20 protein-coding genes, 1 tRNA gene and 1 pseudogene are annotated in these 25,613 nt (G+C 44.9%); 17 read left to right on the plus strand and 5 right to left on the minus strand.

Annotated features, from left to right (window positions below; all coding sequences use genetic code 11):
- Positions 1-242: 242 nt before the first annotated feature.
- The 10 genes and pseudogenes from ACM1ND_RS12210 (at position 243) to ACM1ND_RS12255 (ending at position 10,261) form a co-directional block, all read left to right on the plus strand.
- The gene (locus ACM1ND_RS12210) at positions 243-755 is read left to right on the plus strand and encodes a hypothetical protein (RefSeq protein WP_053325399.1); all 513 of its coding nucleotides are present in this window, start codon (positions 243-245) and stop codon (positions 753-755) included.
- A 223-nt stretch (positions 756-978) separates the two neighbouring features.
- Positions 979-1,374: a hypothetical protein gene (locus tag ACM1ND_RS12215; protein ID WP_339202088.1), complete on the plus strand. Its 396-nt coding sequence runs from the start codon at positions 979-981 to the stop codon at positions 1,372-1,374.
- Between the two features lie 103 nt (positions 1,375-1,477).
- A complete protein-coding gene (locus ACM1ND_RS12220) occupies positions 1,478-1,639 on the plus strand; it encodes a hypothetical protein (RefSeq protein ID WP_155613672.1) in 162 nt (53 codons plus the stop codon).
- Between the two features lie 45 nt (positions 1,640-1,684).
- Positions 1,685-1,827 (plus strand) — tRNA-OTHER (locus ACM1ND_RS12225).
- Positions 1,828-1,912: 85 nt separating this feature from the next.
- A complete protein-coding gene (locus ACM1ND_RS12230; RefSeq protein WP_418027807.1) occupies positions 1,913-2,197 on the plus strand; it encodes a hypothetical protein in 285 nt (94 codons plus the stop codon).
- Between the two features lie 179 nt (positions 2,198-2,376).
- Positions 2,377-2,739, plus strand: a complete 363-nt coding sequence (locus ACM1ND_RS12235; protein ID WP_245240480.1) for a hypothetical protein — start codon at positions 2,377-2,379, stop codon at positions 2,737-2,739.
- A gap of 27 nt (positions 2,740-2,766) precedes the next feature.
- A complete protein-coding gene (locus tag ACM1ND_RS12240; protein WP_418027809.1) occupies positions 2,767-2,982 on the plus strand; it encodes a hypothetical protein in 216 nt (71 codons plus the stop codon).
- Positions 2,983-3,056: 74 nt separating this feature from the next.
- Positions 3,057-5,155: pseudogene (locus ACM1ND_RS12245) on the plus strand (thioredoxin domain-containing protein).
- Positions 5,156-5,555: 400 nt separating this feature from the next.
- Positions 5,556-7,556 (plus strand): methyl-accepting chemotaxis protein, encoded by a 2,001-nt coding sequence (locus tag ACM1ND_RS12250; RefSeq protein WP_053325403.1) that lies wholly within the window; start codon positions 5,556-5,558, stop codon positions 7,554-7,556.
- A 143-nt stretch (positions 7,557-7,699) separates the two neighbouring features.
- Positions 7,700-10,261: a response regulator gene (locus ACM1ND_RS12255; protein WP_418027811.1), complete on the plus strand. Its 2,562-nt coding sequence runs from the start codon at positions 7,700-7,702 to the stop codon at positions 10,259-10,261.
- Between the two features lie 5 nt (positions 10,262-10,266).
- On the opposite strand, the gene ACM1ND_RS12260 is transcribed toward ACM1ND_RS12255, so the two are convergent.
- On the minus strand, positions 10,267-10,953 hold the full coding sequence (locus ACM1ND_RS12260; RefSeq protein WP_023988534.1) for a response regulator transcription factor: 687 nt from the start codon (positions 10,951-10,953) through the stop codon (positions 10,267-10,269).
- A gap of 591 nt (positions 10,954-11,544) precedes the next feature.
- Here ACM1ND_RS12260 and ectB point away from each other — a divergent pair.
- Positions 11,545-12,807 (plus strand): diaminobutyrate--2-oxoglutarate transaminase, encoded by a 1,263-nt coding sequence (gene ectB / locus ACM1ND_RS12265; RefSeq protein WP_023988535.1) that lies wholly within the window; start codon positions 11,545-11,547, stop codon positions 12,805-12,807.
- 88 nt (positions 12,808-12,895) lie between these two features.
- On the opposite strand, the gene ACM1ND_RS12270 is transcribed toward ectB, so the two are convergent.
- From ACM1ND_RS12270 to ACM1ND_RS12280, 3 genes are all read right to left on the minus strand, one after another.
- Positions 12,896-13,414, minus strand: a complete 519-nt coding sequence (locus ACM1ND_RS12270) for an NAD(P)H-dependent oxidoreductase (RefSeq protein ID WP_013310283.1) — start codon at positions 13,412-13,414, stop codon at positions 12,896-12,898.
- A 170-nt stretch (positions 13,415-13,584) separates the two neighbouring features.
- Entirely contained in the window at positions 13,585-14,709 is a 1,125-nt protein-coding gene (locus ACM1ND_RS12275; RefSeq protein ID WP_053325405.1) for a GGDEF domain-containing protein, read from the minus strand.
- 95 nt (positions 14,710-14,804) lie between these two features.
- Positions 14,805-17,240 (minus strand): GH36-type glycosyl hydrolase domain-containing protein, encoded by a 2,436-nt coding sequence (locus ACM1ND_RS12280; protein WP_418027814.1) that lies wholly within the window; start codon positions 17,238-17,240, stop codon positions 14,805-14,807.
- Positions 17,241-17,464: 224 nt separating this feature from the next.
- Between ACM1ND_RS12280 and ACM1ND_RS12285 the strand changes: the two genes are divergently transcribed.
- Complete coding sequence (locus ACM1ND_RS12285) at positions 17,465-18,199, plus strand: thioesterase II family protein (protein WP_418027816.1); 735 nt, start codon at positions 17,465-17,467, stop codon at positions 18,197-18,199.
- A gap of 19 nt (positions 18,200-18,218) precedes the next feature.
- Entirely contained in the window at positions 18,219-19,073 is an 855-nt protein-coding gene (locus ACM1ND_RS12290) for a sugar phosphate isomerase/epimerase family protein (protein WP_068939447.1), read from the plus strand.
- 92 nt (positions 19,074-19,165) lie between these two features.
- On the opposite strand, the gene ACM1ND_RS12295 is transcribed toward ACM1ND_RS12290, so the two are convergent.
- Entirely contained in the window at positions 19,166-19,534 is a 369-nt protein-coding gene (locus tag ACM1ND_RS12295; RefSeq protein ID WP_013310289.1) for a DUF423 domain-containing protein, read from the minus strand.
- Between the two features lie 316 nt (positions 19,535-19,850).
- Between ACM1ND_RS12295 and ACM1ND_RS12300 the strand changes: the two genes are divergently transcribed.
- The 4 genes from ACM1ND_RS12300 (at position 19,851) to ACM1ND_RS12315 (ending at position 25,451) form a co-directional block, all read left to right on the plus strand.
- The gene (locus ACM1ND_RS12300) at positions 19,851-22,799 is read left to right on the plus strand and encodes a glycoside hydrolase family 48 protein (RefSeq protein ID WP_179085488.1); all 2,949 of its coding nucleotides are present in this window, start codon (positions 19,851-19,853) and stop codon (positions 22,797-22,799) included.
- Positions 22,800-22,933: 134 nt separating this feature from the next.
- The gene (locus ACM1ND_RS12305) at positions 22,934-23,437 is read left to right on the plus strand and encodes a ferritin (RefSeq protein ID WP_013310291.1); all 504 of its coding nucleotides are present in this window, start codon (positions 22,934-22,936) and stop codon (positions 23,435-23,437) included.
- Positions 23,438-23,726: 289 nt separating this feature from the next.
- Positions 23,727-24,275, plus strand: coding sequence for a GNAT family N-acetyltransferase (locus ACM1ND_RS12310; RefSeq protein ID WP_023988541.1), 549 nt, complete (start codon positions 23,727-23,729; stop codon positions 24,273-24,275).
- A 57-nt stretch (positions 24,276-24,332) separates the two neighbouring features.
- The gene (locus ACM1ND_RS12315; protein ID WP_023988542.1) at positions 24,333-25,451 is read left to right on the plus strand and encodes an LLM class flavin-dependent oxidoreductase; all 1,119 of its coding nucleotides are present in this window, start codon (positions 24,333-24,335) and stop codon (positions 25,449-25,451) included.
- Positions 25,452-25,613: the final 162 nt, after the last annotated feature.

A 25,613-nucleotide genomic window follows, 5' to 3' on the forward strand; every position in this document is an offset into this window, starting at 1 on the left:
TTTGATGCAGAATGCGAGGTGCACTGCGGGGGTCAGATCCCCACGTCCTGGTTCAAATCCGGGCTTCTGCTAACATGGAATCAAAACCCATTTTTTTGTTGAATAATTACAATAAAAGACTTATAATGTAAATGTCATTATTACCTGTAAAAACTTTATCGATCATGAATACTCTAATAGTTTCTATACATACTAGTTGATTGATAAAGTACACAGGATAAAAAATCAAAGAAAGTGGGCTTATGAGTATGAAGAACATTAAAAAAGCTTCTGTAGTATCTGTTTTGTCTCTAGCTCTTGCAATTCCATTATCTGCTTCAGCAGCAGCTACGGATGTTGCACCAGCTGCAACTGACTCAACAGCAGTTTCCCAATCTGCAAACACATCGACCGATGTGAATACACCAAAGGCGGGAGATCATGTTATTACTCCTTATGCCACTAAATCGGTGGTTGATAGAACTCTCCGCAACACAGAACTTACAGAAAATTTCGATATACCCTCAGGTTATGGCTATGTTAAAGTATGGATACGTAATGACGGTAAGCAGCCAATTAAATTTTCGGTAAACAGAGGCTCAGAAACAGGTACACAAATGTTGTCTGGAACTGTAGAACCTGGTCGCACTTACAGTGAAATTAGCTCAAGCGCTTGGCCTGGTGCTAATAAGTATTATGTATCTCTTTCCTCGGGTAAAGCATACATGGAGGGCGAGCTTTCAGTTCGTATAGGCACTTCACGAGGAGAACTGTAATAATCACATTATAGTTATTTAAATGCAGTGAGGAGGTCGGCTATCGTGCCGACCTTTTTAGTTTCTTCAATATCAGTATTATGCACGGTTAGCTTAATGGTAGAGCACAGGCGGGCCCGATTGTAAGTTGATGTGTATGACCGATAACTTGACCGTGGTTAATGAATAAGCAGCCCCAAACTCCACATACTTACTAAATAACATACGAAGGAGTTGTTTTATCATGGCAGATGTTTTCCCCCACACTATTCATGACTTGGAGAGAGGTAAGTACAGTATAATTACTATACCAAAAGATAAAAAAGCGGAATTCGAATATACTGTAAATGCAGACCGGCCACAAGGACTCGCCATCTATGATTTTAATCACATCAACATAAAAGAATATCTCAGTACCGATAATTTTCCAAGTAATGAGAGTATTCAACGAACTGATCATGATGCAACGTACTACCTCGCGGGTTTCTCTTTTTATCCTGCTCCGATTCCTAATGGGGAATGGATTCAGAGTAAAATGAAAATAGAAAGTTCAGACGGACATGATTTGCATATCGGATTTGATGATTATATGAATGATGGAGATTATAATGACATAGTTGTAGTTGTAAAAATAAATTGATGATTTTCCACGTGGTTGATTTTAAATAAACGGAATCGTCCGAGCACCTCAAAAATATGAGGGGCTTTTTTTGTTGTCTGAAGACAAAAAGGAGATCTGAGTCATGAGCGAGTTCACTGGCATCATTGACGAGCACAGTGAATGGCTAATGCAACATTACAAGATCGCACCAAACATTATAAGCAGATCAGTGCAAGTTCGACTCATTGTTGATGGTAAGGAGTATGCAGGCGGTCTTGATTACGCTCGTAAAAAAGGAGAGTGAGTGACTGTGAACGAGACTGTTAGGTATTACTTGAGATGTCCACGGGCGTGGTTAGGTGCAGTCATTGGTGTCGTGATACCTGCCATCGCTTTGAGATGAATCCTTTCCACAAGTCTAAAAGTCTAAGGAGTGGTGCAAGTGTCGTGAAGCAATCCTAAAGGGCGTGGGTTCAATTCCCACACCGTGCACCTAAATTAAGGATGAATGAGAGTGGCGTATGTGCGCTGCTCTTATTGTTTTCACAATATAAATAAGAAGAGGAAGTGTTTTGTAATGAGTACAGAGGCAAGCGCAGTACGTAATGGCGGATATGGGTATCTTGGTTCGGATAATATTTTTAAGGTGTTAAATACCGAGGCTGAGGCCCTTAAATATAGCCCCACTGGTAGAGTAGTTAGCTTTGCTGATCCACACGCATACGGCAACCCTGTCGTGCCCACAGGCACGGGTGAATACGACCAGTTGGCTATTAAGTTGGATGCGGATGGTACGCTGACTGAGAGTGAAGGTTTGACGGCTCCGGCCCATATCGGCAAGCTAGTCAAAGAACTACAGTAATGAAGTGTAAAGCGAAGGGGTGAAATAGTTTTATTCTCGACCTAATTGTTTAAAAACGATAGAATCTTGATGATCAATAAATTACATCAAGGGAGATGTCTTCATGAATAATAGGGCACGAGATATTTTAACTCCTGCAGAAGTACTATCAGCGGACGCAGGCTGCTGTTGAAGCCGCGTTGGAGAAATACAGGATATACAAGTACCTCAGTGTTGAAGAACGAGAAGCTGGCACGACAGCCGCATATAGCGACATACCGCGTAGTAGCCCGACGAATGTTACTAGCGATCAGACAGCTAATATAGCTATATATAATGTAGATTCTCAAGCGTATCGCGAGGAATATTGTAAACGGGTGGGAAGAGCTGTGAAGCGTATGCCCAAGATGGAAAGTTTTCTGATTGAGTCGCGGTACATGACAAAGGAATATGATTACATTACAGATCAAAGGGGTACAGTTTTGTGTTTCAGCCACCGATCAGTGAGCCAACATACAGGAAAATCAGATGGGGAGCATTTTATAAACTTGCACTTGATTTGAAAATTATAGTAGAAGGAGGAGGGGCGTGTGGGAGCTAAAGAAATAGTACATCATGAGAACGAAGACAATCCCCCTCCAGAAATAAGTTTCAATGATGAAGGGCAAAAGATTTTGAAGTACCGGAGTCATGGAAATAACATAACAGCCACTGTGCTGAACAAACCCTCAGAAGAAGCGATTAAAGCAGCCAACAAGGTGTTCAATGAGTTATTCTATAAATTCAATCCAAAAGACCTCGTTTGAGGTCTTTTAGTTTTCTTATGAAATGGTTATATTGAAAGTGTAAGAAAGAATATAAGTCTTTGGGAGGTTTAACGATGAGAGAGTTTATTGAAGGCAAGGAACGGAAGGCTAACCGCTTAATAAATGAAAAGTCTCCCTATCTACTGCAGCATGCGTATAACCCAGTGGATTGGATGGCTTGGGGCCCCGAAGCCTTTCAAAAAGCCTCTCGGGAGGGTAAACCTGTATTTTTGTCAGTAGGCTATTCCTAGTGGGGCTTAAGTCAACTTGCCATTGGTGCCATGTAATGGGGAGAGAATCTTTCGAGGATGAAGAAGTAGCTGAGGTATTAAACAGGGATTACGTATCCATTAAGGTGGATCGTGAAGAACGTCCAGATGTGGATCATATCTATATGTCCATCTGCCAGACGATGACGGGGCATGGAGGCTGGCCACTGACGATATTGATGACGCCGGATCAGAAGCCTTTTTTTGCGGGGACGTATTTGCCCAAGGAGCAGAAATTTGGCCGTGTCGGACTGTTAGAGCTGCTGGACAAGGTGGGTACCCGGTGGAAAGAACAGCCTGAAGAGCTGGTGGAGTTGAGTGAGCAGGTGCTTACCGAGCATGAGCGGCAGGACTTGCTTGCAGGTTATCGCGGTGAACTGGATGAACAGAGTTTGAATAAAGCTTTCCATGAATTCAGCCACACCTTCGATAAGGAATATGGCGGCTTCGGGGAAGCTCCTAAGTTTCCTTCTCCGCATAACCTGTCTTTTTTGCTGCGATATGCACAGCATACGGGAAATCAACAGGCACTGGAAATGGCAGAGAAGACGCTGGATGCGATGTCCCGGGGCGGAATCTACGACCATATAGGCATGGGGTTCTCACGATACTCCGTGGACGAGAAATGGTTGGTGCCGCATTTTGAAAAAATGCTGTATGACAATGCTCTGTTGGCCATCGCGTATACAGAGGCTTGGCAGGTGACAGGCAAGGAACTGTACCGACGGATTACAGAACAAATCTTTACATATATCGCAAGAGACATGACGGATGCAGATGGTGCCTTTTATTCGGCGGAGGATGCGGATTCCGAAGGAGAAGAGGGGAGATTCTACGTCTGGGACGACTCTGAGGTAAGGGCTGTACTAGGCGATGAGGATGCCGCCTTTTTCAACGATTTGTATGGAATTACACCTTACGGAAATTTTGAAGGCCACAACATTCCAAACCTGATTGATATCAATCTGGAAGCCTATGGGATCAAGCATGACTTGACTGAGCAGGAACTGGAGCAGCGGGTTAGTGAGCTACGCGCCAAGCTGTTTGCTGCCAGAGAGCAACGTGTTCATCCTCACAAGGATGACAAGATTTTGACCTCGTGGAACGGGTTGATGATTGCTGCTCTGGCGAAGGCGGGACAAGCTTTTGGAGACACGAGATATACAGAGCAAGCTCGGAAGGCTGAGACGTTTTTGTGGAACCATTTGAGACAGGAGAACGGACGGCTGTTGGCACGTTATCGGGACGGAGAAGCAGCTTATCCCGGTTATGTAGATGATTATGCTTTTTATGTGTGGGGCTTGATCGAGTTATACCAGGCGACCTTCGATATAGAGTATCTGCAACGGGCGTTGACGCTCAATCAAAATATGATCGATTTGTTCTGGGATGAGGAACGGGACGGATTATTCTTTTATGGGTCAGATAGTGAGCAGCTAATTGCCAAGCCTAAAGAAATCTATGACGGTGCGATTCCGTCGGGTAACAGCATCGCGGCCTATAATTTTGTGAGGCTTGCGCGGCTAACGGGTGAATCTCAATTAGAGAACTATGCAGCCAAGCAGTTTAAGGCTTTTGGCGGTATGGTTGCTCATTACCCGTCAGGCCACTCCGCGTTACTCAGCGCGTTGTTGTATGCGACGGGAACGACGAAGGAGATTGTGATTGTAGGTCATAGGGACGATCTGCAGACCGTACAGTTCATTCAGGCAGTTCGAGCTGGGTTCAGGCCGAATACGGTCGTTATTTTGAAGGATGAAGGACAGTCGGAGATTGCAGAGACGGTTTCTTATATCCGTGATTACGATCTTGTGGAAGGCAAACCAGCCGTATATGTGTGTGAGCATTTTACCTGTCAGGCACCTGTTACCAGGCTTGAAGATCTGAAGGTGTTGTTGGATTGAACTGAATAAAGCGATCAAACCTAATCCCCTTGGGGGTAGTAAGCATATGGTGATTATCGAAAATGACCCTATGTTTGCTACCTTCAAGGGGATTATTTTCATGTTAAGAGGTAGGTATAGTGAAATGAAACTAATATTTTCTTAACATGTGCTACGCATTTTTTTTAATATTTTTTAGGTATATTATATCAAAGAACCGGTTCCGACCAGCCTTGCTGTTTTCGAAAATAAGTACATATACCTATTTAACTAGCGTGTTTATATCTTTTATGTCCAAGCGTTTTAGCAGCAGATGTGAAAAATGTGAAAGAGAGTCTGTCGGGTGATTGTCATCATCGGCAAGACGAAGAGGTTCACCATAGGTTAGGAAATCTAGGTAATGAAATGGAGATGTTTATTAATGAAGAAGTTATCAGGAAAAAAGTGGCTAGTCGCAAGGATGCTCAGCAAAAATTTTAAAACGAAGCTAATGGTCGCCTTTATTGCCTTTCTGATTTTACCGTCCATGATCGTGGGGGCTTTGTCGTTTGTGAGCGCCAGTCAGCAGATTCGAAACCAGATTGAAGAAAGTGCCGAGCAGGCTATCATCCGCACTAATTTTATTATTGATAGTACTATCGAACCCAAGGTACATGACGCAGAATATTTTGCAGAAAGACTAAAAGGCAATCGGGTAGAGACGGAGGAACAAGCGGCCAAACTGGAAGAGTTTTTTAAGCAATATGCTGCACTTCATCCTGAAGCAGAATCCATCTCTTATGGTACGAAGGATGGTAAATTTATAACCTATCCACAGAAGCAATTACCGGACAATTATGATCCACGGGTCAGACCTTGGTACGATGAAGCGATAAAAGAGCAAGCAAAGACAGCGATTAGTTCTCCCTATCTTTCGGCAAGCTCGAAGCAAATGACGGTTACGGTGTCCCGGGCAACGTCAGATGGATCGGGTGTTATTGGCATTGACCTGAAAATTAGTGGTATTAAAGAGACGTTGAACAATATTAAAGTAGGTCATGAAGGTTATGCCATATTGCTGGACAGCAACCATACCTACATTGTACATCCGACGAAGGAAGCAGGCACCAAAATTACAGATATTGAATCACGCATGTTTCAGAGCGATACTGGTGAATACGAGTATAAGTATGAAGGCCAGTCCAAATATATGAACTATGCAACTAACAAGCTGACTGGCTGGAAGATAGGCGGAACGCTGTATTTGTCTGAAGTCGATGAAGCAGCAGGCCCGATTTTGATCAGCACTTTACTAACCATCGTCGGTTGTCTTGTGATTGGTATTATCATTGTTTATTTCCTGATTCGTTCCATCATCAAACCGATTTTAAAGTTAAAAGAACAAGCGGTAAATGTGAGCGCCGGAGATCTAACACAGGACATTCAAGTAAAGAGCGAGGACGAGATCGGAGAATTAGGAGTGGCTTTTCAAAATATGCAGAATAACCTGCGATCTGTCATTCAGAACGTAGGGAACAGTGCAGATCATGTCGCAATTTCTTCGAATGAACTCACAATAAGCGCGGAACAAACCAGTGCTGCAAGTGAGCAGGTGTCCCAGGCTGTGCAAGAAATTGCCAGTGGTGCAGAGAAGCAGACTACAGGGCTGGAAAATAATTCGGTGGCCCTGGATGAAATTGCACAAGGGATCACCCAAATTGCTGAACGATCGATTTTGGTAGCTGATTTGGCCAAACGATCTGCCTTGCAAGCCGAGGAAGGACGAAAGTCTGTTGAGCAGACAGGCGAGCAAATGAATTCCATTCATCAATCAGTAGAGCGTTCCAACCAGATGATTCAAACCTTGCAAGCCCGCTCTCATGAAATCGGTGAAATTACGAAAGTTATCGGTGATATCTCCAATCAGACAAACCTGCTGGCATTGAATGCAGCTATTGAGGCAGCCAGAGCGGGTGATCATGGAAAAGGCTTTGCCGTCGTTGCTGATGAGGTGCGTAAGCTGGCAGAGCAGTCTCAGACATCCGCCACACAGATTGCCACCTTGATTGCCGAAATTCAGCATGAAACCGAAACAACAGTGAAGACGATGGACAGGGTCACGACTGAGGTGCAGGATGGACTGCAGATTTCCAAAGCAACCATTGTCAAGCTGGGTCATGCGATGGAAGGCATTCGAGAGACAACGCCTCAGGTAGAGGAGGTCGCTGCGATTGCACAGCAAATATCAGCCAGTGTACAAGAAATTGCAGCGACAGCCAACGAGCTGGCGACGATTGCAACTGGTAATGCCGCCACATCTGAGGAAGTTGCTGCCTCCTCACAAGAGCAACTGGCTTCCATGGAGGAAATATCAGCTTCTGCACAGTTGCTTTCAACGATGGCTGCTGATTTGAAGGTAATGATCAGTCGTTTCAAATATTAAAATGAACTTGAACCCTATGGAATGTATAGTACAATGAATGCTCGGGACAGTTCTTTAAGCCTTATGGCATAAGGAATCTGTCCTGAGTTTTTTTATATTTTCGATATCTCACAAAACATGGAAGATTATAAGGGGGCGAACACTTGGTTCGAGATTTAGTGCTATATGCTATCTTGATATTATTGTTAGTTTTGATTTTTCAGCGGCAGCTTGTTCGTCAGGCGATTACAGGTGTTTTTTATGGAGTGGCAGGAATTCTGTTCTTATATTTTGGCATAAGTGATAAAACACTGCTGACCTGCGTGCTGGAGCTGGGGATGGGTCTAATGTTCATGACGCTGTTTGTGCACGCTTTAACCACCGCTAAGTATTCATATGGACAACGTTTGTTAGACAAAGATCGTGACCTGCTGAATTTACTTCGGGTTCAACCTGGCTTTACCTTTAGGCTGGAGAAAAGTGGTGATGAATTTTATTATAGGCTGCTTGAAGGTGAATTGCTGGAGCGCGTGGGTCTGAATCTACAAGTCAACTACAATAAAAGGGAGCATGTGAAGCGTCTCGGGGACATTTTGGAGCTTTCCTCTGAAACGATGGAGCAGCTAAGTCAATACTACAAACAGGCCTGGTTCGGTGATCGGACCGTATTTGAATTGGAGTTTTGGGAATATTCGGCTCTCATTACCTTACATCCGGTTAGGGAGGACGGGAATACCAGGCATGTTATCGGTCACGTGTTGGATATTACAGAGTATAAAGCCTCTGAGCAGAAGCGAAAGGAGATGGACGAGGCTAACCGTGCGAAAAGCACTTTTTTGGCTCATATGAGTCACGAAATTCGCACCCCGCTGAATGGAATCATCGGTCTGTCAAAGCTGTTAAATAAGACTGAACTGACTGCCGTTCAAAGAGATTACCTCCACAAGCTTCTCGCTTCCTCTCGTACCCTTTCATCCATGCTCAGTAACGTATTGGACTTTTCCAAAATGGAAGCCGGCAGTCTGGAACTGGAAAAGGTAGAATTCGAGCCGGAAAAAATGCTTCGGCATCTCGCAGATACCGTTGGAACTTTACTTGAAGATAAGGAAATAGAGGTCGTATTTATAACGGACCCGGCGTTACCGAAAAGCTTTAAGGGAGACCCGCTTCGAATGGAGCAGGTGCTTTCAAATCTTCTGACCAACGCCATCAAGTTTACGGATCAGGGACATGTATTGTTACAGGTAAAAATGCTAAGTCAGCAGGAAGGGCGAGTAGGCGTTTCTTTTATGGTAGAAGATACGGGCATAGGAATTTCCGAGACGTGTATAGACAAGCTATTCGTCCCTTTTATCCAGGCGAGTACATCAACCAGCCGCAGATATGGGGGCTCTGGGCTGGGTTTGGCCATTAGCAAGCATTTGGCTGAAGCTATGGGCGGGAAAGTAGAGGTGAAAAGTCGATTAGGAGAGTACAGTCAATTTTACTTTAATGTCGAGCTGGAAAATGGGGAATTGAATGCAGGAAGCACACGAATAGAAAAACAAATCAAAGGCAAAGCCTTAATTGTTGCGCAGCATGAACTGGTGAGATACAGCTTGAACGAACTACTGCAAGACTTGGGATTAAAAACATTCACTAATTCATCCTTCCAAGAAAGTGTGGACGCTTTTCAAAAGGGTGAGCATTTTGATTATGTTATCATCGATATGGGGATGGAAGGTTTGAGAGAACTGGACTCCCGGAGGCAGTGGCTTCAAATGCTGGATAGGCAGATAACTCAGATTATTGGACTTACAACCGTGTTTCAGATGGAAACAATAGCTGCAGGGGACATGAATCATAGTGTGGATGCCTTTTTGTCCAAGCCCGTTACCCGAAACGCTCTGCTGGAGGTTCTCTGCTGGAAGAAGGAACAGTCAGTGCCAGCAGATGGTAATACTCTGGAGACTCATGCGACGATGAGTTCCCACAATGAGATAGGGGATACAACACAGAAGTATCAAATTCTCATAGCAGAGGATAACGAAATTAACCAGGTGGTGATTACCGAGTTTTTAGCAGAGCGTAACTTTGAGGTAACGATGGTCACGAACGGAAGAGAACTAATAGCGATACTGGAACTGCGTTACTGGGATATGGTGCTGCTTGATTTGCATATGCCAGAGATGGATGGTTTTGAGACGGCGAGGCATATTCGGAGAAACAAAGCTTTTAACAGGCTTCCCATTATCGCTTTTACCGCTGATGCTGTGCAGCATGAACAGGAAGTTTGTCTTCGTGCTGGTATTAATGCCGTGTTGTTCAAGCCTGTCCATGAACTGACCGCTGCTAGAGTATTAACTAGCTGGATTAATTTAGCGTGGCTGCAAGATTTACATGGTATTCACGCTGAGCAGTCGATAGCAGGCATGGATGGCAAGGTGTATATTTTTCAATTTGCCCTTTATAAATGGATACAGGAATACCAGTATCTCGATAAAAGAGTTGTGAGAAAAATGGACAATGGGCAGTTATCTTCTGCTCTTCGATTAATCCACTCACTTAAGGGAGGAACGGGGAACCTGTGCGCGCCTGAGTTGCTGGCAAAGGTAATAGAGCTGGAAAAGGCATTGAAGCGCAGCAATGAAACCTCAACAGGAGCACTGTATCCAGACTGGAAAAAGCATCTGAGCACGGTTCAGAAGGATATTAACCAAATCAAGTCATCACTTCCCTGGAGCTGACCGTGTTATTGCATAAATTTGTAGCCGATTCCCCAGATGGTCTTGATTAATTGCGGTTTCTTAGGGTCTTTTTCGATTTTTCTGCGTAAATGGTTAATATGTACGTCCACAGCCCTTTCATTAATAAAGGAGTCTGTGCCACGGAGAGCCTGAATCAAAGCATACCTGCTGAATACAATTCCCCGGTTCAAATAAAAAAGCTTCATGAGCTCAAATTCTGAATATGTTGTCTCCACATTCTGTCCGTTAACGGTAATCATTCTTCTCGCTAGATCCAAAGTAATGCCGGTTTCAGGTTCAGGTGCTCTGCCTCTTCCTTGCAAGCGCGTGATTTCAATACGACGGAAAAGAGCCTCCATCCGTGCTTTTAGCTCTTGCATACTAAAAGGCTTGCAAATATAATCATCTGCTCCCAACGTAAGTGTACGAATACGCTCTGATATGTTGTTTTCTGTAGAAATCACGATGATGGGCACGTCCGTATGCTTGCGTATGAGTGGGCAGGGATTTACCCCATCCAAATCTGGAAGCAGCAGATCCAGCAAAATAATATCGGGCTGTACGATCTCAAGCCGGGCAATACCCTCAGACGCTTGTTCCACTCGAGTAACGTTGTAGTCTTCTCCTGTTAAATACAAGGAAAGGGTCTCTCCCAACATATTGTCATCTTCAATAATTAAAACATTAGACATGATCATATTTCCTTATCTTTCTATCAAATTCGAGCCAAATAGTTAGGATAACTGCAATGTTTACAACAAGTTTTTGGCAGGTCCTGTTGATAGAGTAAACTCCTTTGGACAGTCTGTCAAAAGATCAGGTTTGTTGTGACAATCCTGTGGACAATTAGTCCAGATGTATATCTATTTGATATGGAAATGTACTATTTTTGAGATTTATTACTATAATACGACATTTTTCGTTTTCTTTTAACAATATACTACAAGCCATTGATGATAAATTACAAAAATTTAACAAAACACATCAGAAACATGCATTGACTTAAATGAAAATTATGGTATTTTATTACATAGGAGTTGACATCCTCTGATAGGCCTCTTAGAAAAACCCACTATTTAATCTTCTACTAACATACTCTCATGTGCTATCTCTGTATTTAATTTTCGTACTTTAATTGTTCTTGTGATCATACTTATGATTCTTTGGTGTGGATATCCCAGTGTGAATTCAGACTGTCTACTCATTTAGATTACATATTTACATTTTTTTTGCTTTCCATGCTTGTATTTTTTAAAATCAGGTCAGCGGGAGGACGAGAGATCATGAACACATTCGAAGCGCTGGAGTCCAATGTAAGATCCTATTGCAGAAGTTTTCCAGTTGTTTTCAACAAAGCTAAAAACGATGTACTGTACACGGAGGCAGGCAAGGGTTACATTGACTTTTTTGCTGGGGCAGGGGCTTTGAACTATGGGCATAATAATGATTTTATGAAAAACCGGATATTGGATTATTTAAGTTCCGATCGGATTATGCATGGTCTGGATATGTACACGACAGCTAAGCAAGAGTTTATTGAGTCTTTTTCAGAGCGTATTCTCCAGCCCAAGGGCTTGAATTATAAGCTGCAATTTTGCGGACCGACCGGAACCAATGCGGTGGAAGCAGCACTGAAACTTGCACGCAAGGTGAAAAACAGAAATGGTATTTTCGCTTTTATGGGCGCGTTCCACGGAATGTCGCTGGGTAGTTTATCTATTACCAGCAACAACTCCATGCGAGAGAGCGCAGGGGTACCCCTGAACAATGTTACCTTCATACCTTATAACAGCACATTTAACGGAATGGATACCATTTTGTATATGGAGCAGCTTTTAACAGACACTCACTCGGGTGTGGAAAAGCCTGCCGCGATCATTTTGGAAACGGTACAGGCTGAAGGCGGTATTCATATTGCAGATACCGAATGGCTGCGTGATTTGCGACAGCTGTGCGATGACCATGATATTTTGCTCATTGTTGACGATATTCAAGTCGGTTGCGGTCGAGTTGGTTCGTTCTTCTCATTCGAGCGGGCGGGAATTGTTCCTGATATGGTTGTTTTGTCCAAATCGATCAGTGGATACGGTTTGCCAATGTCTCTGTTGCTACTCAAGCCAGAATTGGATATATGGAGTCCAGGTGAGCATAACGGCACCTTCCGTGGAAATCAGCTTGCTTTTGTCGGGGCAAAGGCTGCGCTGGAGTTCAGAGATACGGTAGAGCTGGAAGCACAAGTGAAGGAAAAAGAGGCTTTTGTTCAGCAGTTCTTGCGTGAACATATCCAATCGATAGATCCTCTAATTGAAATTCGCGGCATGGGACTAATCTGGGGAATTGATGTATCCCATCTGGGAGAAGCGTTCGCCAAGGAGGTAGCGACTCTCTGCTTTAGTAGGGGACTCATTATTGAACGTGCTGGGCGTAACGATACGGTAATTAAAATCATGCCAGCGTTAACGATAAGCTTGGAAAACTTGCGTAAGGGCTGCGACATTATTAAAGAAAGTATGGCACAGGTAACCAGTACGTTGGTTACGATGTAAATCGATCAGTAAAGCCCCTTGGCTGGAGCTGCCGTCTGCTGTAAAGCAGGTATGGCAGGCGCCGTCCAAGGGGCTTTCTAGTAAAAAATTAAGAAATAACCGTTTGCGCGTATTTTTGTGCGGATTGCTCTAGTTGCTCATCGGTCAAAACTGCAGCACCATATTGTACGAAATAAGGGAGCAATTTGACACCAATCATATGGCCTGTAGCTTCCAGAGGTCTCAACAGCTCTTCGATCGTATACCTGTTCCGTCCGTCATGTTGGTAATTTTCCTCAACGCTGGCAGCAGACAAGGCGATCAACAACTCTTTGCCCTGTAGCTTGCCACCTTCGCTTCCATATGCCCAGCCGTAGGTTAGAACCTTATCCAGCCATTTTTTCAGTAGGGAAGGAGTGCTGTACCAGTAAAAAGGGAATTGCAGAACGATACGGTCATGCTGCTCTAGCAGTTCCTGCTCCTGGGCGACATTGATTTGCTCATCAGGATATACTTCATACAGGTTGTGAACGGTCACGTCAGATTGTTTCTTGAGTTCTTGCACCCATCTTTTGTTAATGCGAGATTCCGCAAGATCAGGGTGAACGACAATAACGAGGGTTGACATTTAAAAAACCATCTCCTTCGAACTTATTTATTGTAAGTAAATAACCAATACATATGTAACAATTTTAGTTTCAACTTATGGAATTGTCAACTCTATTAAATTTTAAGCTCTATATTCAAAAGACTCCGGCAAGCTCATGCCGGAGTCTCATCAAATGAAGTGTTTTTACATTAAGCGATATGATTAAGAGCAACAATTTTGTTTTTCCCGGAGCGCTTAGCTTGATACAGATAGTCATCTGCTTGCTGAAAAAATACATCTTTATCTTTGTTCATTTCCTCTGTATAGCTTTTCAGTCCAATGCTTACGGTTACAGAAACGAGTTGCAATTTCTCCTGAAAGGTCATTTTCTCCACTTCACGACGGATGTTTTCGACGATCTGATAAGCTTCTTCGAAAGTATGCTCGAACATCAAAATAGCAAATTCCTCACCGCCATAGCGAGCCGCAATGTCATTTGCGGTAATCTGTTCTGTAATGATTTGCGAGATGCCTTCCAAAATTTTATCTCCGAACTGGTGTCCGTAAGTATCATTGATCTTTTTGAAATTATCAATATCCACTAACGCCAGATGGATGATCGCGCCTTGTTCGGCATATTCGAGTGCTTTTTCATAAAAGTTTTGAAAGGACAAATGATTGTACAGCTTTGTCAAACCATCAGTCATTGACATTTTGCTGATAATCGCGTTACTGATCATTAATTCCTGTTGCGCGCGCTTTGTTTTATACAAATCCACTAACAAATCGCGGCCGCTGGCCTGAATAATGAGAGCAATAAAGGTGGACATAATCAAAAAGGTTGGAATCGCCACGATATCAAAGTCTGACAAATAGGTACGAAATGATGCATCCACTGCCAGCAACAGAAAAAAGACGACTACTTGTAATACAAAGGAAAGCCATATTAAGCGGCGATTGAAGAACAGGATAGAAGAGAAAATAGGCAACAAGCACAACGCTGTAATAATCCGGATATCATAGTTTAGGCGAATAATCATCCAGCAAATGACGGTACTTGCCATAAACAGGATCACAAAAGAATACCTGTTAAATTTAAAATGAGCCAACTCTGCCAGTAAGTTGGAACCACTCATGATTAGCGTGGGAACAATAAGGGTTCCGACGTAAAATTCATAAGGCGAAGCGGAGTAATCAAGAAATAAGTAGCTGCCCAGCTGGACGATAAAATGTACAGCTATAATCATCCAATACAGTAATAACATTTTGCGTACCCAGCGGGCTTGCTTTGTTTTGTAATCCATGGTTTGAGTAAGCCGTTTTGTCTTGTTCATGATGTCACCACACTTAATGTATCTTTAGCCATTCTCGTATTATAAGATACTATGTGATGAAGTTGAAGCTAATTTTTTTGAAGGCCATGAACTTGTTAGCCTAGCAACACTTTTACTTGATGGATAGCCCCGTCCCCTGCAACCGGCAGAATATTATTCGTAAGGACGGTGCCATCTAAGGTAACTGTGACTACACCCTTGGAGACATGCTGTGGATTCGTGATATGAATCACGTAGGTATCACCGCGGAAGACACGGGTGACTGTGAATTCGTCCCAGGCTGTAGGAATGCACGGATCAATACGCAGACCATCCCATTCGGGCTTAATACCGAGAATGGATTGAGTAATAGCTATAAAGTTCCATGCCGCTGTACCCGTCAGCCAGGAATTTTTGGCTTCGCCTGCATGAACAGCATCCTTGCCCGCAATCATTTGAGCGTACACATACGGCTCAGTGCGGTGAATGTCGCTAATGTCCTCTAGATAGGCGGGGGCAATTTTGCTATATAGTTCGAAAGCGCGATCCCCACGTCCTATTACGGCTTCCGCCATCATAATCCAAGGGTTATTGTGACAGAAAATACCGGCATTTTCCTTATACCCGGGAGGGTAAGATGAGATTTCGCCCAGATTGATGTAATAGCGAGAATACGGTGGATTTTGCAGCACAATGCCGTAGGGAGTTTCTAAACGATCACGTGTAGAATCGAGAGCTTTTTGAGCTAGACCTTCTTCAACGCCAATTCCTGCCATGACACAGAAGCCTTGAGGTTCAATGAAAATTTGGCCTTCCTCACAATCCTTGCTCCCTATTTTGTCTCCATAATGGTCATAAGCACGTAAGAACCATTCCCCGTCAAAACCATGCTCCAATGTGGCTGTTCGCATACGATCCACATATGCCTGAGCGGTTGCTGCTTCTTCATCCAGTCCTCTGCGCTTGCAAAGCTCAATAAAATCCGGTCCCGTATATACAAATAGTCCGGCGATGAACACGGATTCGGCTATTCGACCCTCCAGATTCTGAGTTGTCTGATAGGACTCATCTGGTGTAGCAGAAAAACAGTTGAGATTCAGACAGTCGTTCCAGTCAGCCCGGCCAATGAGTGGAAGACCATGCGGGCCCAGATTACCCACAACGTGGTAAAAAGAACGCTTCAAATGTTCAAACAGCGTAGCCGTACGCTCTACATTTCCGTCAAAGGGCACTTGTTCATCCAGTATGCCAAAGTCTCCCGTTTCTTTGATGTACGCTGCGGTACCGACAATAAGCCACAACGGATCGTCGTTAAAGCCACCGCCAACCTCGTGATTTCCTTTTTTGGTTAACGGTTGGTACTGATGATAAGCTCCGCCGTTTTCAAATTGAGTAGAGGCGATGTCGATAATCCGTTCTCTTGCCCGCTCCGGTATTTGGTGGACGAAGCCGAGCAAGTCCTGATTCGAATCCCGGAAGCCCATTCCACGCCCGATACCAGATTCAAAATACGAGGCGGAACGCGACATATTGAACGTAACCATACACTGATAAGGGTTCCATATGTTTACCATTCGGTTCAGCTTGTCGTCGTGGCTTTGAAGGGTATACTTGGACAGCAGATTATTCCAATAGGTCCGCAGCTCACTCAACGCTCGTTCTACATCAGCTTCATCCGCAAACTGCTTAATCATGGCATGTGCTTGTTTTTTATTAATAACACCGGGCGACTCCCATTTTTCTTCCTCGGGATTTTCCACATAACCGAGTATAAAGTTACAGCTTGTTTCTTCGCCTGGCTCCAGCGTTACCTCAATGCAATGTGATCCGACAGGGGACCATCCGCTGGCAATAGAGTTCGAGGCTTGCCCAGCGGCGACCGTTTGAGGCTGATCTAATCCGTTGTAGAGCCCCAGAAAAGCTTCACGGTCTGTATCATAACCCGCTAGCGGACGATTAGCAGAGAAAAAAGCATAGTGATTGCGACGTTCACGGTATTCCGTTTTGTGATAAATGACAGAGTCTTGTATTTCAACCTCGCCGGTGTTCAAGTTGCGCTGATAATTGGTCATATCGTCATAGGCGTTCCACAGACAAAATTCCACGAATGAAAAGAGTTTGATCTTTTTGGTTTGTAACGATGTGTTCTGAAGCTTTACCTGATGGACCTCGCCGTCAAAGGAAAGGGGCACAAAAGCCAGCTGGGTGGCCCGAATACCGCTGCGTTCTCCCATAATTGAGGTATAGCCAAGTCCATGGCGACATTCATACTGCTCCAGCTCCCGTTTGACTGGCATCCAACCTGGAGTCCAATAATCCCCATCATCATAAATATAAAAATATCGACCACCGTTATCGACAGGAATATTGTTGTACCGGTAACGTGTTAAGCGACGTAAGCGAGCATCCCGGTAAAATGCATAGCCGCCACTTGTATTGGAGATTAGTCCAAAAAATCGTTCATTACCTAAATAATTAATCCAGGGATAAGGGGTTTGAGGGGTGTGGATGATATATTCTTGATTGACATCATCGAAAAAACCGTACTTCATGGCGCAGAACTCCTTTCGATTTGAAAAAATAAAAGACCCAACACATGATTATATTCAAACATAAAGCCGTTCTTTCTTTAGAAAGACATTTCCTGCCTTATATAAAATGTGCTTGATTTTCTCAACCTATCTTCTGGAATTTGCAAAATATTTAAAATGGGTAAATATACCTTTTTATGCTAAAATGAAAAAGTTAGAACTTAGCAAGGCAGGAGGTTGCAAGAATGGCACCTATCACATTATTTTTCATCCCGTATGCAGGCGGATCGGCGTCGGTCAGCTTCAAATGGAAAAAGTTGCTGCTTCCGCAGATTAAGCTTGTTCCACTGGAATTATCGGGCAGAGGTATTCGTTCTGGGGAACCGCTAAAGGAAAGCATTGAGGAGATGAGCGAGGATCTGTTGCACAAGATCAGCGAAGAGATAGCCCCCGGCGATCCTTATGCCATATACGGCCACAGTATGGGGACGATGATCTCATTCGAGCTGTACTACAAGCTGGTGGACGGTGGATATGGCAAGCCTGCTCATCTGTTCGTTTCGGGTGGACGGGCACCGCATGTCCCAAGAAATTCCCCGTGGTTACACGATCTGCCCGCAGATCAGTTCAGGACGCATTTGCAGCGGTACGGTCAGCTTTCGGAAGCGATTTTTGACAATCGGGAATTATACGACTATTTTATGCCGGTGTTAAGAGCGGATTTCAAAGCTGTCGAGTTGTATAGGTACATGGCTAAAGCCGCACCTTTACATTGTCCTATCACCGCTTTGACAGGAATGACCGATAACACGGTGACCTTACAAGATGCGGAGGCATGGGCACACCATACGGATCAGCAATTTCGTATGTTTACCTTTGAGGGAGGACACTTTTTTATTCATGATGAAGTGGAACGGATTACGCACATCATCAATGAGACCTTGGAGCAGAGTACGGTAACAAGTAGCATACAACAATAAAAATAAGAGGTGATTTTTAGTGACAGTAGGTGTATTGGCACATTTGTTTGGCAAGTTGCCTTATCGTGAATTGGCTGCAAAGGTAGGCGCAGCGGGCTTTACTCATGTTCAGCTGGCTCCGTGGAGAGCGATCAGTGATGTGGATTTTAATAAACCGGGTAAGTTCAATCCGGGATTGGCACTGTCTATCGCAGAAGAATTTCGTAAGCATGGTGTATCCATATCGGTGCTCGGGTGCTATTTACATTTTTTTATACAGGATGAGGAATTGCTGCGTGAAAATGTAGAGCGCTTCAAAGAGCTGATCCGATATGCGGGTCTGTTAGGAGCACCAATGGTTGCAGCCGAAGTCGGACGTAATGAGGATGGTACCGCCTATACGGAACGTGACTGGAGAGTTGTAAGGGAAGTAGTGCGTGAATTAGCAGATGAAGCGGAGAAGTGGGGCGTATTCGTAGGATTGGAAGCTGCAAACGATCACTTGGTCGGAACTGCCGTAGAGTTGGCTGCCTTTCTGGAGGAAGTACCTTCTTCACACATCGGTGTTGTGATTGATCCGGGTAATCTGCTGAAAACGGAAAATCTGGCGCAGCAGGATGAGATCATCCGCGAAGCTTTCCAACTGCTGGGCCCTCGGATTATCGCAGCACATGCCAAAGACCGGCGGTTGTCATCGTCAGGTGAAATTGAGACGGTGCCGCCAGGTTTTGGTGACATGAACTATGCCCTCTACATGGAACTGCTGGAGCAGTACAAGCCGGGGGTTCATATTATTATGGAAGCTGCTCAGGAGCATGAGATGGCAGAATCCAGACGTTATATCGAAGGTCATCGGATAGCCGCTCAGAAGGCGCAACAAGTGCAGACGAAATAATGTATTCTTTCATATACTCAGGAATGCTACGTCAATAATTCGAGAGACTTGGAAGCGCCTCCTTTTCCAAGTCTCTGTTCCTTTATCCTTGTTTAACCTTGCACAACCGCCACGATCACAATGACCCAGCTTGCCAAAAAAGCCAACCCGCCAATGGGGGTGATTGCCCCAAGCTTTTTCACACCAGATATACTAAGGGCATACAGACTGCCGGAGAACAGGAGAATACCCACCAGCATAACCCAGCCTGCGGTAACGATGAGAGAAGAATGGACAAGGCTGTCAGCAAGAACTCCAAGCAGCAGCAAACCCAGTCCGTGAGCGATTTGATATTGAATTCCTGTCTGGAATATGCTCATCATGTCTACGGAAAGTCTCTTTTTCAATGCGTGTGCGCCGAACGCTCCCAGAGCTACGGCTAAAAACATCACGATACAACCAAGCAATAGCAAAATTTTCATGTTTTAACGCCTCCCTGTGAAATAGTACCGATTCCAATCGATTTCGTCAATTTTCCTTGTGAATCTCTAAACTTATAGAATTTTTCGACTCTCATTTGGCGCCTAGTGTGGTATATTTTTTCCAGGGCCAATGCGAAGCATTTGGAGCAATAGACAGCGTGTCCTCCACCTTTTTTATGGGAAAGTGAGGTGATGATGCTGTCTTTTTGTGCTGTCGTTTTTCGGAATAAAATCTTGTGTAAAGCCAAAATTGATAATGGAGAGGATGAATGCAAAAGTGATCAGCAGAAAATCAGTGTTCAGGAAATCTGTCTCTATGGTCATGTCAGCCATTTTGGTACTTCCGTTAACCTTGGGCTTATTTCAGGCAGGACCCGACCGTGCATCAGCCGCAACACCGGAATCGACACGCTTTTTACAATTGTATAAACAGCTGAAGGATCCGGCTAGCGGATACTTTTCAAAAGAAGGCATCCCTTATCATTCCGTTGAAACGCTTATGAGCGAGGCTCCAGATTACGGACACTTAACGACTTCGGAAGCGTACAGCTACTGGATGTGGCTGGAAGTGCTGTATGGTCATTATACCGGGGATTGGGGGCATTTGGAATCCGCATGGGACAACATGGAGAAATATATCATTCCTGTTAATGAAGGCGACGGTAAGGAAGAACAGCCAACAATGAGTAACTACAACCCGAACAGCCCCGCCACCTATGCCGCAGAATACTCACAGCCGGATCAATACCCAAGCCGTCTGAGTGGACAGTATGGTGCTGGCAAGGATCCACTGGACTCTGAGCTGAAGGCAACCTATGGCAACAACCAGACTTATCTGATGCACTGGTTGTTGGACGTGGATAATTGGTACGGCTTCGGCAATCTGCTGAATCCGTCGCATACAGCAACCTATGTAAACACCTTCCAGCGTGGGGAACAGGAATCGGTCTGGGAGGCTGTACCGCATCCATCGCAAGACAATCAAAAGTTTGGCAAGCCTAATGAAGGCTTTATGAGCTTGTTTACCAAGGAAAATAATGCCCCTGCACAGCAATGGCGTTACACGAATGCCACCGATGCAGATGCACGGGCAGTTCAAGCGATGTACTGGGCTAAGGAATTGGGATATGACAACTCCGTATATTTGGATAAAGCCAAAAAGATGGGAGACTTTTTGCGGTACGGCATGTACGATAAATACTTCCAGAAAACCGGAAGCGCTTCCAATGGAAGTCCAATTGCTGGTACGGGCAAGGATGCCAGTCTTTATCTGATGGCATGGTATACAGCCTGGGGCGGCGGACTTGGCCAAAGCGGCAACTGGGCTTGGCGTATTGGTGCCAGCCATGCACATCAGGGCTACCAAAATGTCGTCGCAGCGTATGCGTTGTCCGATCAAGATGGTGGATTAATACCGAATTCACCAACGGCGGGACAGGACTGGGCGACCTCGCTGAAGCGCCAACTGGAGTTTTATACTTGGCTGCAATCCGATGAGGGGGCCATTGCAGGCGGAGCGACGAATAGCTGGGATGGTGCCTACAAGGCTTATCCATCCGGCACAAGTACCTTTTATGGCATGGCTTATACAGGGGCTCCTGTATATAACGATCCACCCTCGAACAACTGGTTCGGGATGCAGGCTTGGCCTGTCGAGCGAGTTGCCGAGCTGTACTACATTTTAGCCAAGAAAGGGGATACTTCGTCCGAGCAGTTTAAAATGGCTAAACAAGTGACGGAAAACTGGATAGCGTGGTCCAAGAGCTATGTATTTGCCAACGAACGGCCTGTGACTGATGCACAGGGATACTATTTGGACGCTCAAGGTAAGCGTATTCTGGGTGGCAAGAATCCGAAAGTGGCTACTACAGCGGCTAAAGGTGAGTTCTGGCTACCGAGCAATCTGGAATGGAGCGGAAAGCCTGAAACCTGGAGCGGATTTGCCAATCATAAAGGGAATACCAATCTCCATGTGGTAACAAAGAATCCGGGGCAGGATGCCGGAGTGCTGGGCAGCTATGTTAAAGCACTTACTTTCTTTGCTGCTGGAACGAAAGCTGAAAAAGGAGACTATTCCGAGTTAGGCAAGGAAGCTAAGGATCTGTCTAAAGCTTTGCTTGATGCTGCATGGGGTTATAACGATGGTATAGGCATTACAACGAAGGAAGCGCGCGAAGATTATTATCGTTATTTTACCAAAGAAGTGTATATCCCGAGCGGCTGGAGTGGTAAGACTGGGCAAGGCAACACGATCCCTGGCACCGACGCTACACCGTCTGATCCGTCTAAAGGTGGTAATGGTACGTATTCCAGCTACAGCGATATCCGCCCTAATATCACCAAAGATCCGCAATGGTCCTATCTTAAAGATAAATACACGACTTCATGGAACAAGCAGACCAAAAAATGGGATAAAGGCGCTCCAGAATTTACGTATCACCGTTTCTGGTCCCAAGTTGATATGGCAACGGCTTATGCCGAGTATGACCGTCTCATTAACGGTAGTGGACCAACCGAGCCTACAGCTCCCAAAGCTCCGGCAAATGTGAAGGCAAACGCAGGGGATGCTCAGGTTACACTGACCTGGAGCAAAGCGACGGGTGCCGATAGCTATACGGTCAAGCGCTCCACAACCAGTGGTGGCCCATATACTACAGTAGCAACAGTAACAGACAGCACTTACAAGGATACAGGAGTGGTGAATGAAACCACTTATTATTATGTGGCAAGTGCAACAAATTCTTTAGGAACCAGCCCGGATTCTGCCGAGGTCAGTGCCAAGCCTACGGCAGCACCCATTCCAGCAACGGGAGATGTGATTGCCCAATACCGCGTGGGCGACACCAACCCGGGAGATAACCAGATTCGGCCACTGTTCCGTATTGTAAACAAGGGTAAAGAAGCAGTTGATCTGAAAAATGTCAAGCTGCGATACTACTACACCGTAGATGGCGACAAGTCACAGGAATTCCATTGTGACTATGCACAGTTGGGCAGTAGTAACGTTCAGGGACGTTTTGTGAAACTGGATAAGGCCGTTACAGGCGCAGATTATTATCTGGAAATCTCCTTTGGAGCTGGTGCGGGAAGTCTGGCAGCAGGGGAAAACACAGGGGACATTCAGATTCGCATGAACAAGACGGACTGGAGCAACTATAACGAAAGTGATGATTTTTCCTATGATCCAACCAAGACATCTTATACGGATTGGGGCAAAGCACCATTGTATATAAATGACAAACGTGTCTGGGGTCTGGAGCCTTGATTGTAAACTAATTGTAGAGATTACGGGCGGAATGTGAGATCATTTAATTCACTTCCGTCCGTTTTTTTGTGATCGGATTCGTGGTACACTATGATCGTTACATTATTACATACATGACCGAGGTGACCTGAGACATGAATGACAATTTGGCACAGGCTCTGAATGAGCAAATGAACTTTGAATTTTACTCCGCTCACGTATATCTGGCGATGGCTGCTTATTGCTCCAGTGAAAGTCTGGATGGGTTTGCAAACTTCTTCCTGGTACAAGCTGAGGAGGAACGGTTTCATGCCATGAAACTGTATAAATACATTAATGACCGTAGAGGACGCGCCACATTGGCTGCATTGCCGGAGCCAAAAAACAGCTACGATTCCATGCTGGACGTATTTGAGCATGGCTACAAGCATGAGCAACAAAACACGCAAAAATTTTATCATCTGGCTGACTTGGCCCTCGATGGACGCGAGCATGCAACGATCCATTTCCTGAAATGGTTTATTGATGAGCAAGTCGAAGAGGAAGCTCTGTTCGACAGTGTTATCCAGAAGCTTAAGCGCATTGAAAGAGACAGCAACGCCTTTTATATGCTGGACAGCGAGTTTGCCAAACGCAGCTTTACTGCCCCTGCGGAGTAATACAGCATACATGGTGTGTTTTGAATGCCGGAGATATGGCCAGCATTTTATTCGTCTAGAAAGTAAAAAAGCCCGATTTTCGGGCTTTTTTGCGTTGACTTTAATTAACGAATTCCCATCTTTCTAGGGGCTATTGTTATTTTAAATGGAGTTATAGAAAAAATTAATTTGTCGCTGGATGTTGAGCATGCTACAGTTATGTTAATTTTTATATCTGATTAAGTAGATAGGATTAATTATTTTGGTGATTCACGAGCATTATAATAATACTATAGGAAGGCGGGTTAGTATGAGTGAAATCTATCGTCTGGCACTCCAAGAGGATGCAGAAAGATTGCAGTATGTGACGTATGAGGCGTATGAAACAATTCGGCAGTTGGAGCTTCGATGGCCTGCCGCTCAGGCAGATGTTGCTCTCATTCAAGAAAACATTAAAAATAATGATTGCTATGTGCTGGAAGTAGACGGTGTCATTCAGGCTACCGTTAGCCATCTCAAAAATAGAGCCCTTAATTTTATAACCGATCTACCGTTTGTGATGTGGTTTGCTGTAGACCCGGCTGCCCAGGGCAAAGGATATGGGAAAAAACTGCTGAATTGGGTAGAGCAAACGATTATTCGTGACAAGGTCGGTGCTCCTGCTGTGACACTGGCGACTGCGGAAAAGCATCCCTATTTGCTATCCATGTATGAGCGTTGGGGGTATGAACGTATCCATGCTTTTGACCATGGAACAGGGGACGGGACGATGCATTTACTGCGTAAAGTGGTGAATCCTGAATTATTCTCCACCTACATTCGTGAAAAAAATGAAGCCGAGACAGCTAACCGAAATTAGACGCGATCATAGGGAACGGAAGAAGCCGATTCGTTCGCAGAAAGGGGGCAGGAGCGAATGAAGTTTGTATTGTTCAGCCTAATGGCTAATCTGCCTAATGCGATTACCGGAGAAGCCTGGAGTTCGCAGCAAAAATTCCAAAATGTAATTAAGCAGGCTGTGCTCGCAGAGGAGCTTGGTTTTGATGCGTATGGTGTGGGGGAGCGGCATGGTGCGCCTTTTTTGTCGTCTTCACCTCCACTCGTTCTGACCGCTATAGCAGCGAGAACTGAACGGATTCGTCTGCTGACGATGGTAACGGTGCTTAGTATTCTTGACCCGGTACGCGTAGCTGAGGATTATGCGACATTGGATCATTTATCGGGCGGAAGATTAGAACTGATTATCGGAAAAGGCAATGATCCACGCCATTATCCGTTGTTTGGAATTACGGAGGAAGAGCAGTGGGAATCGTTAGCAGAACGCTATCGTCTGCTCAAACGGCTATGGAGCGAGGAAGAGGTTACGTGGAAGGGCAACTATCGGCCCCCGCTGTATCAGGTCACGACACAGCCACGCCCGTATCAACAGCAAATTCCGATATGGCATGGAAGTGCCTCCAGTACATTATCGACGGAGCTGGCTGCACAATATGGAGAGCCGTTATTTTCCTCAAATTCTTTCCATCCTCAGGCCAAGTATAAAGGCTTAATTGATCATTACCGTGAACGGCTGGCTTATTACGGTCATGACCCGGCTCAGGCTGTAATTGGTGCCGGAGCCGGGAGCTTGTATCTGGCGGATACAGACGAGGAAGCGATCAGACGCTATCGCCCGTATTATGATGCTTACCACTCGACGGCGGCGGCTCAGCATAATCAATCCCCGTTTACAAGTTTGGAGGATAACATCCGCAACGGTCCAGTTCTGATTGGTTCTGCGGACAGCGTTCTCGAAAAAATACGGAACTATTATACTGCGTTCGGCCATCAGGTACTCAGCATAAGCGTGGATGGGCTGGGAGAGCAGGAGCAGCTTGAACAGCTGCATCGGTTTGCCGAGGATATCATTCCTGTGCTGCGGCGAGAGATTCCCAGCACTATTTGGCAGCAGGTGCCGAACCTACACAAAGAAAATGGATCACTGGCTGCTATTCCTAATGGGGCTCCCTCCATTTCTCCTATTTTCCAATTGTGATTGATGAATAACGTTACCCTCTCTCATGAAAGCAACCGAAGTAGCGGTGTTTTCGGGTCGATAGCGACTGAGAGAGGGTCTTTTTAGTTTTAGACAAATTGACAGAGATAAATAAAAAGAGTAACGTAATTGTATATTCATTTAAATCGCATAAAATTAATC

The sequence above is a fragment of the Paenibacillus sp. JJ1722 genome, assembly GCF_048282685.1.
GTDB classification, from domain to species: domain Bacteria; phylum Bacillota; class Bacilli; order Paenibacillales; family Paenibacillaceae; genus Paenibacillus; species Paenibacillus polymyxa_B.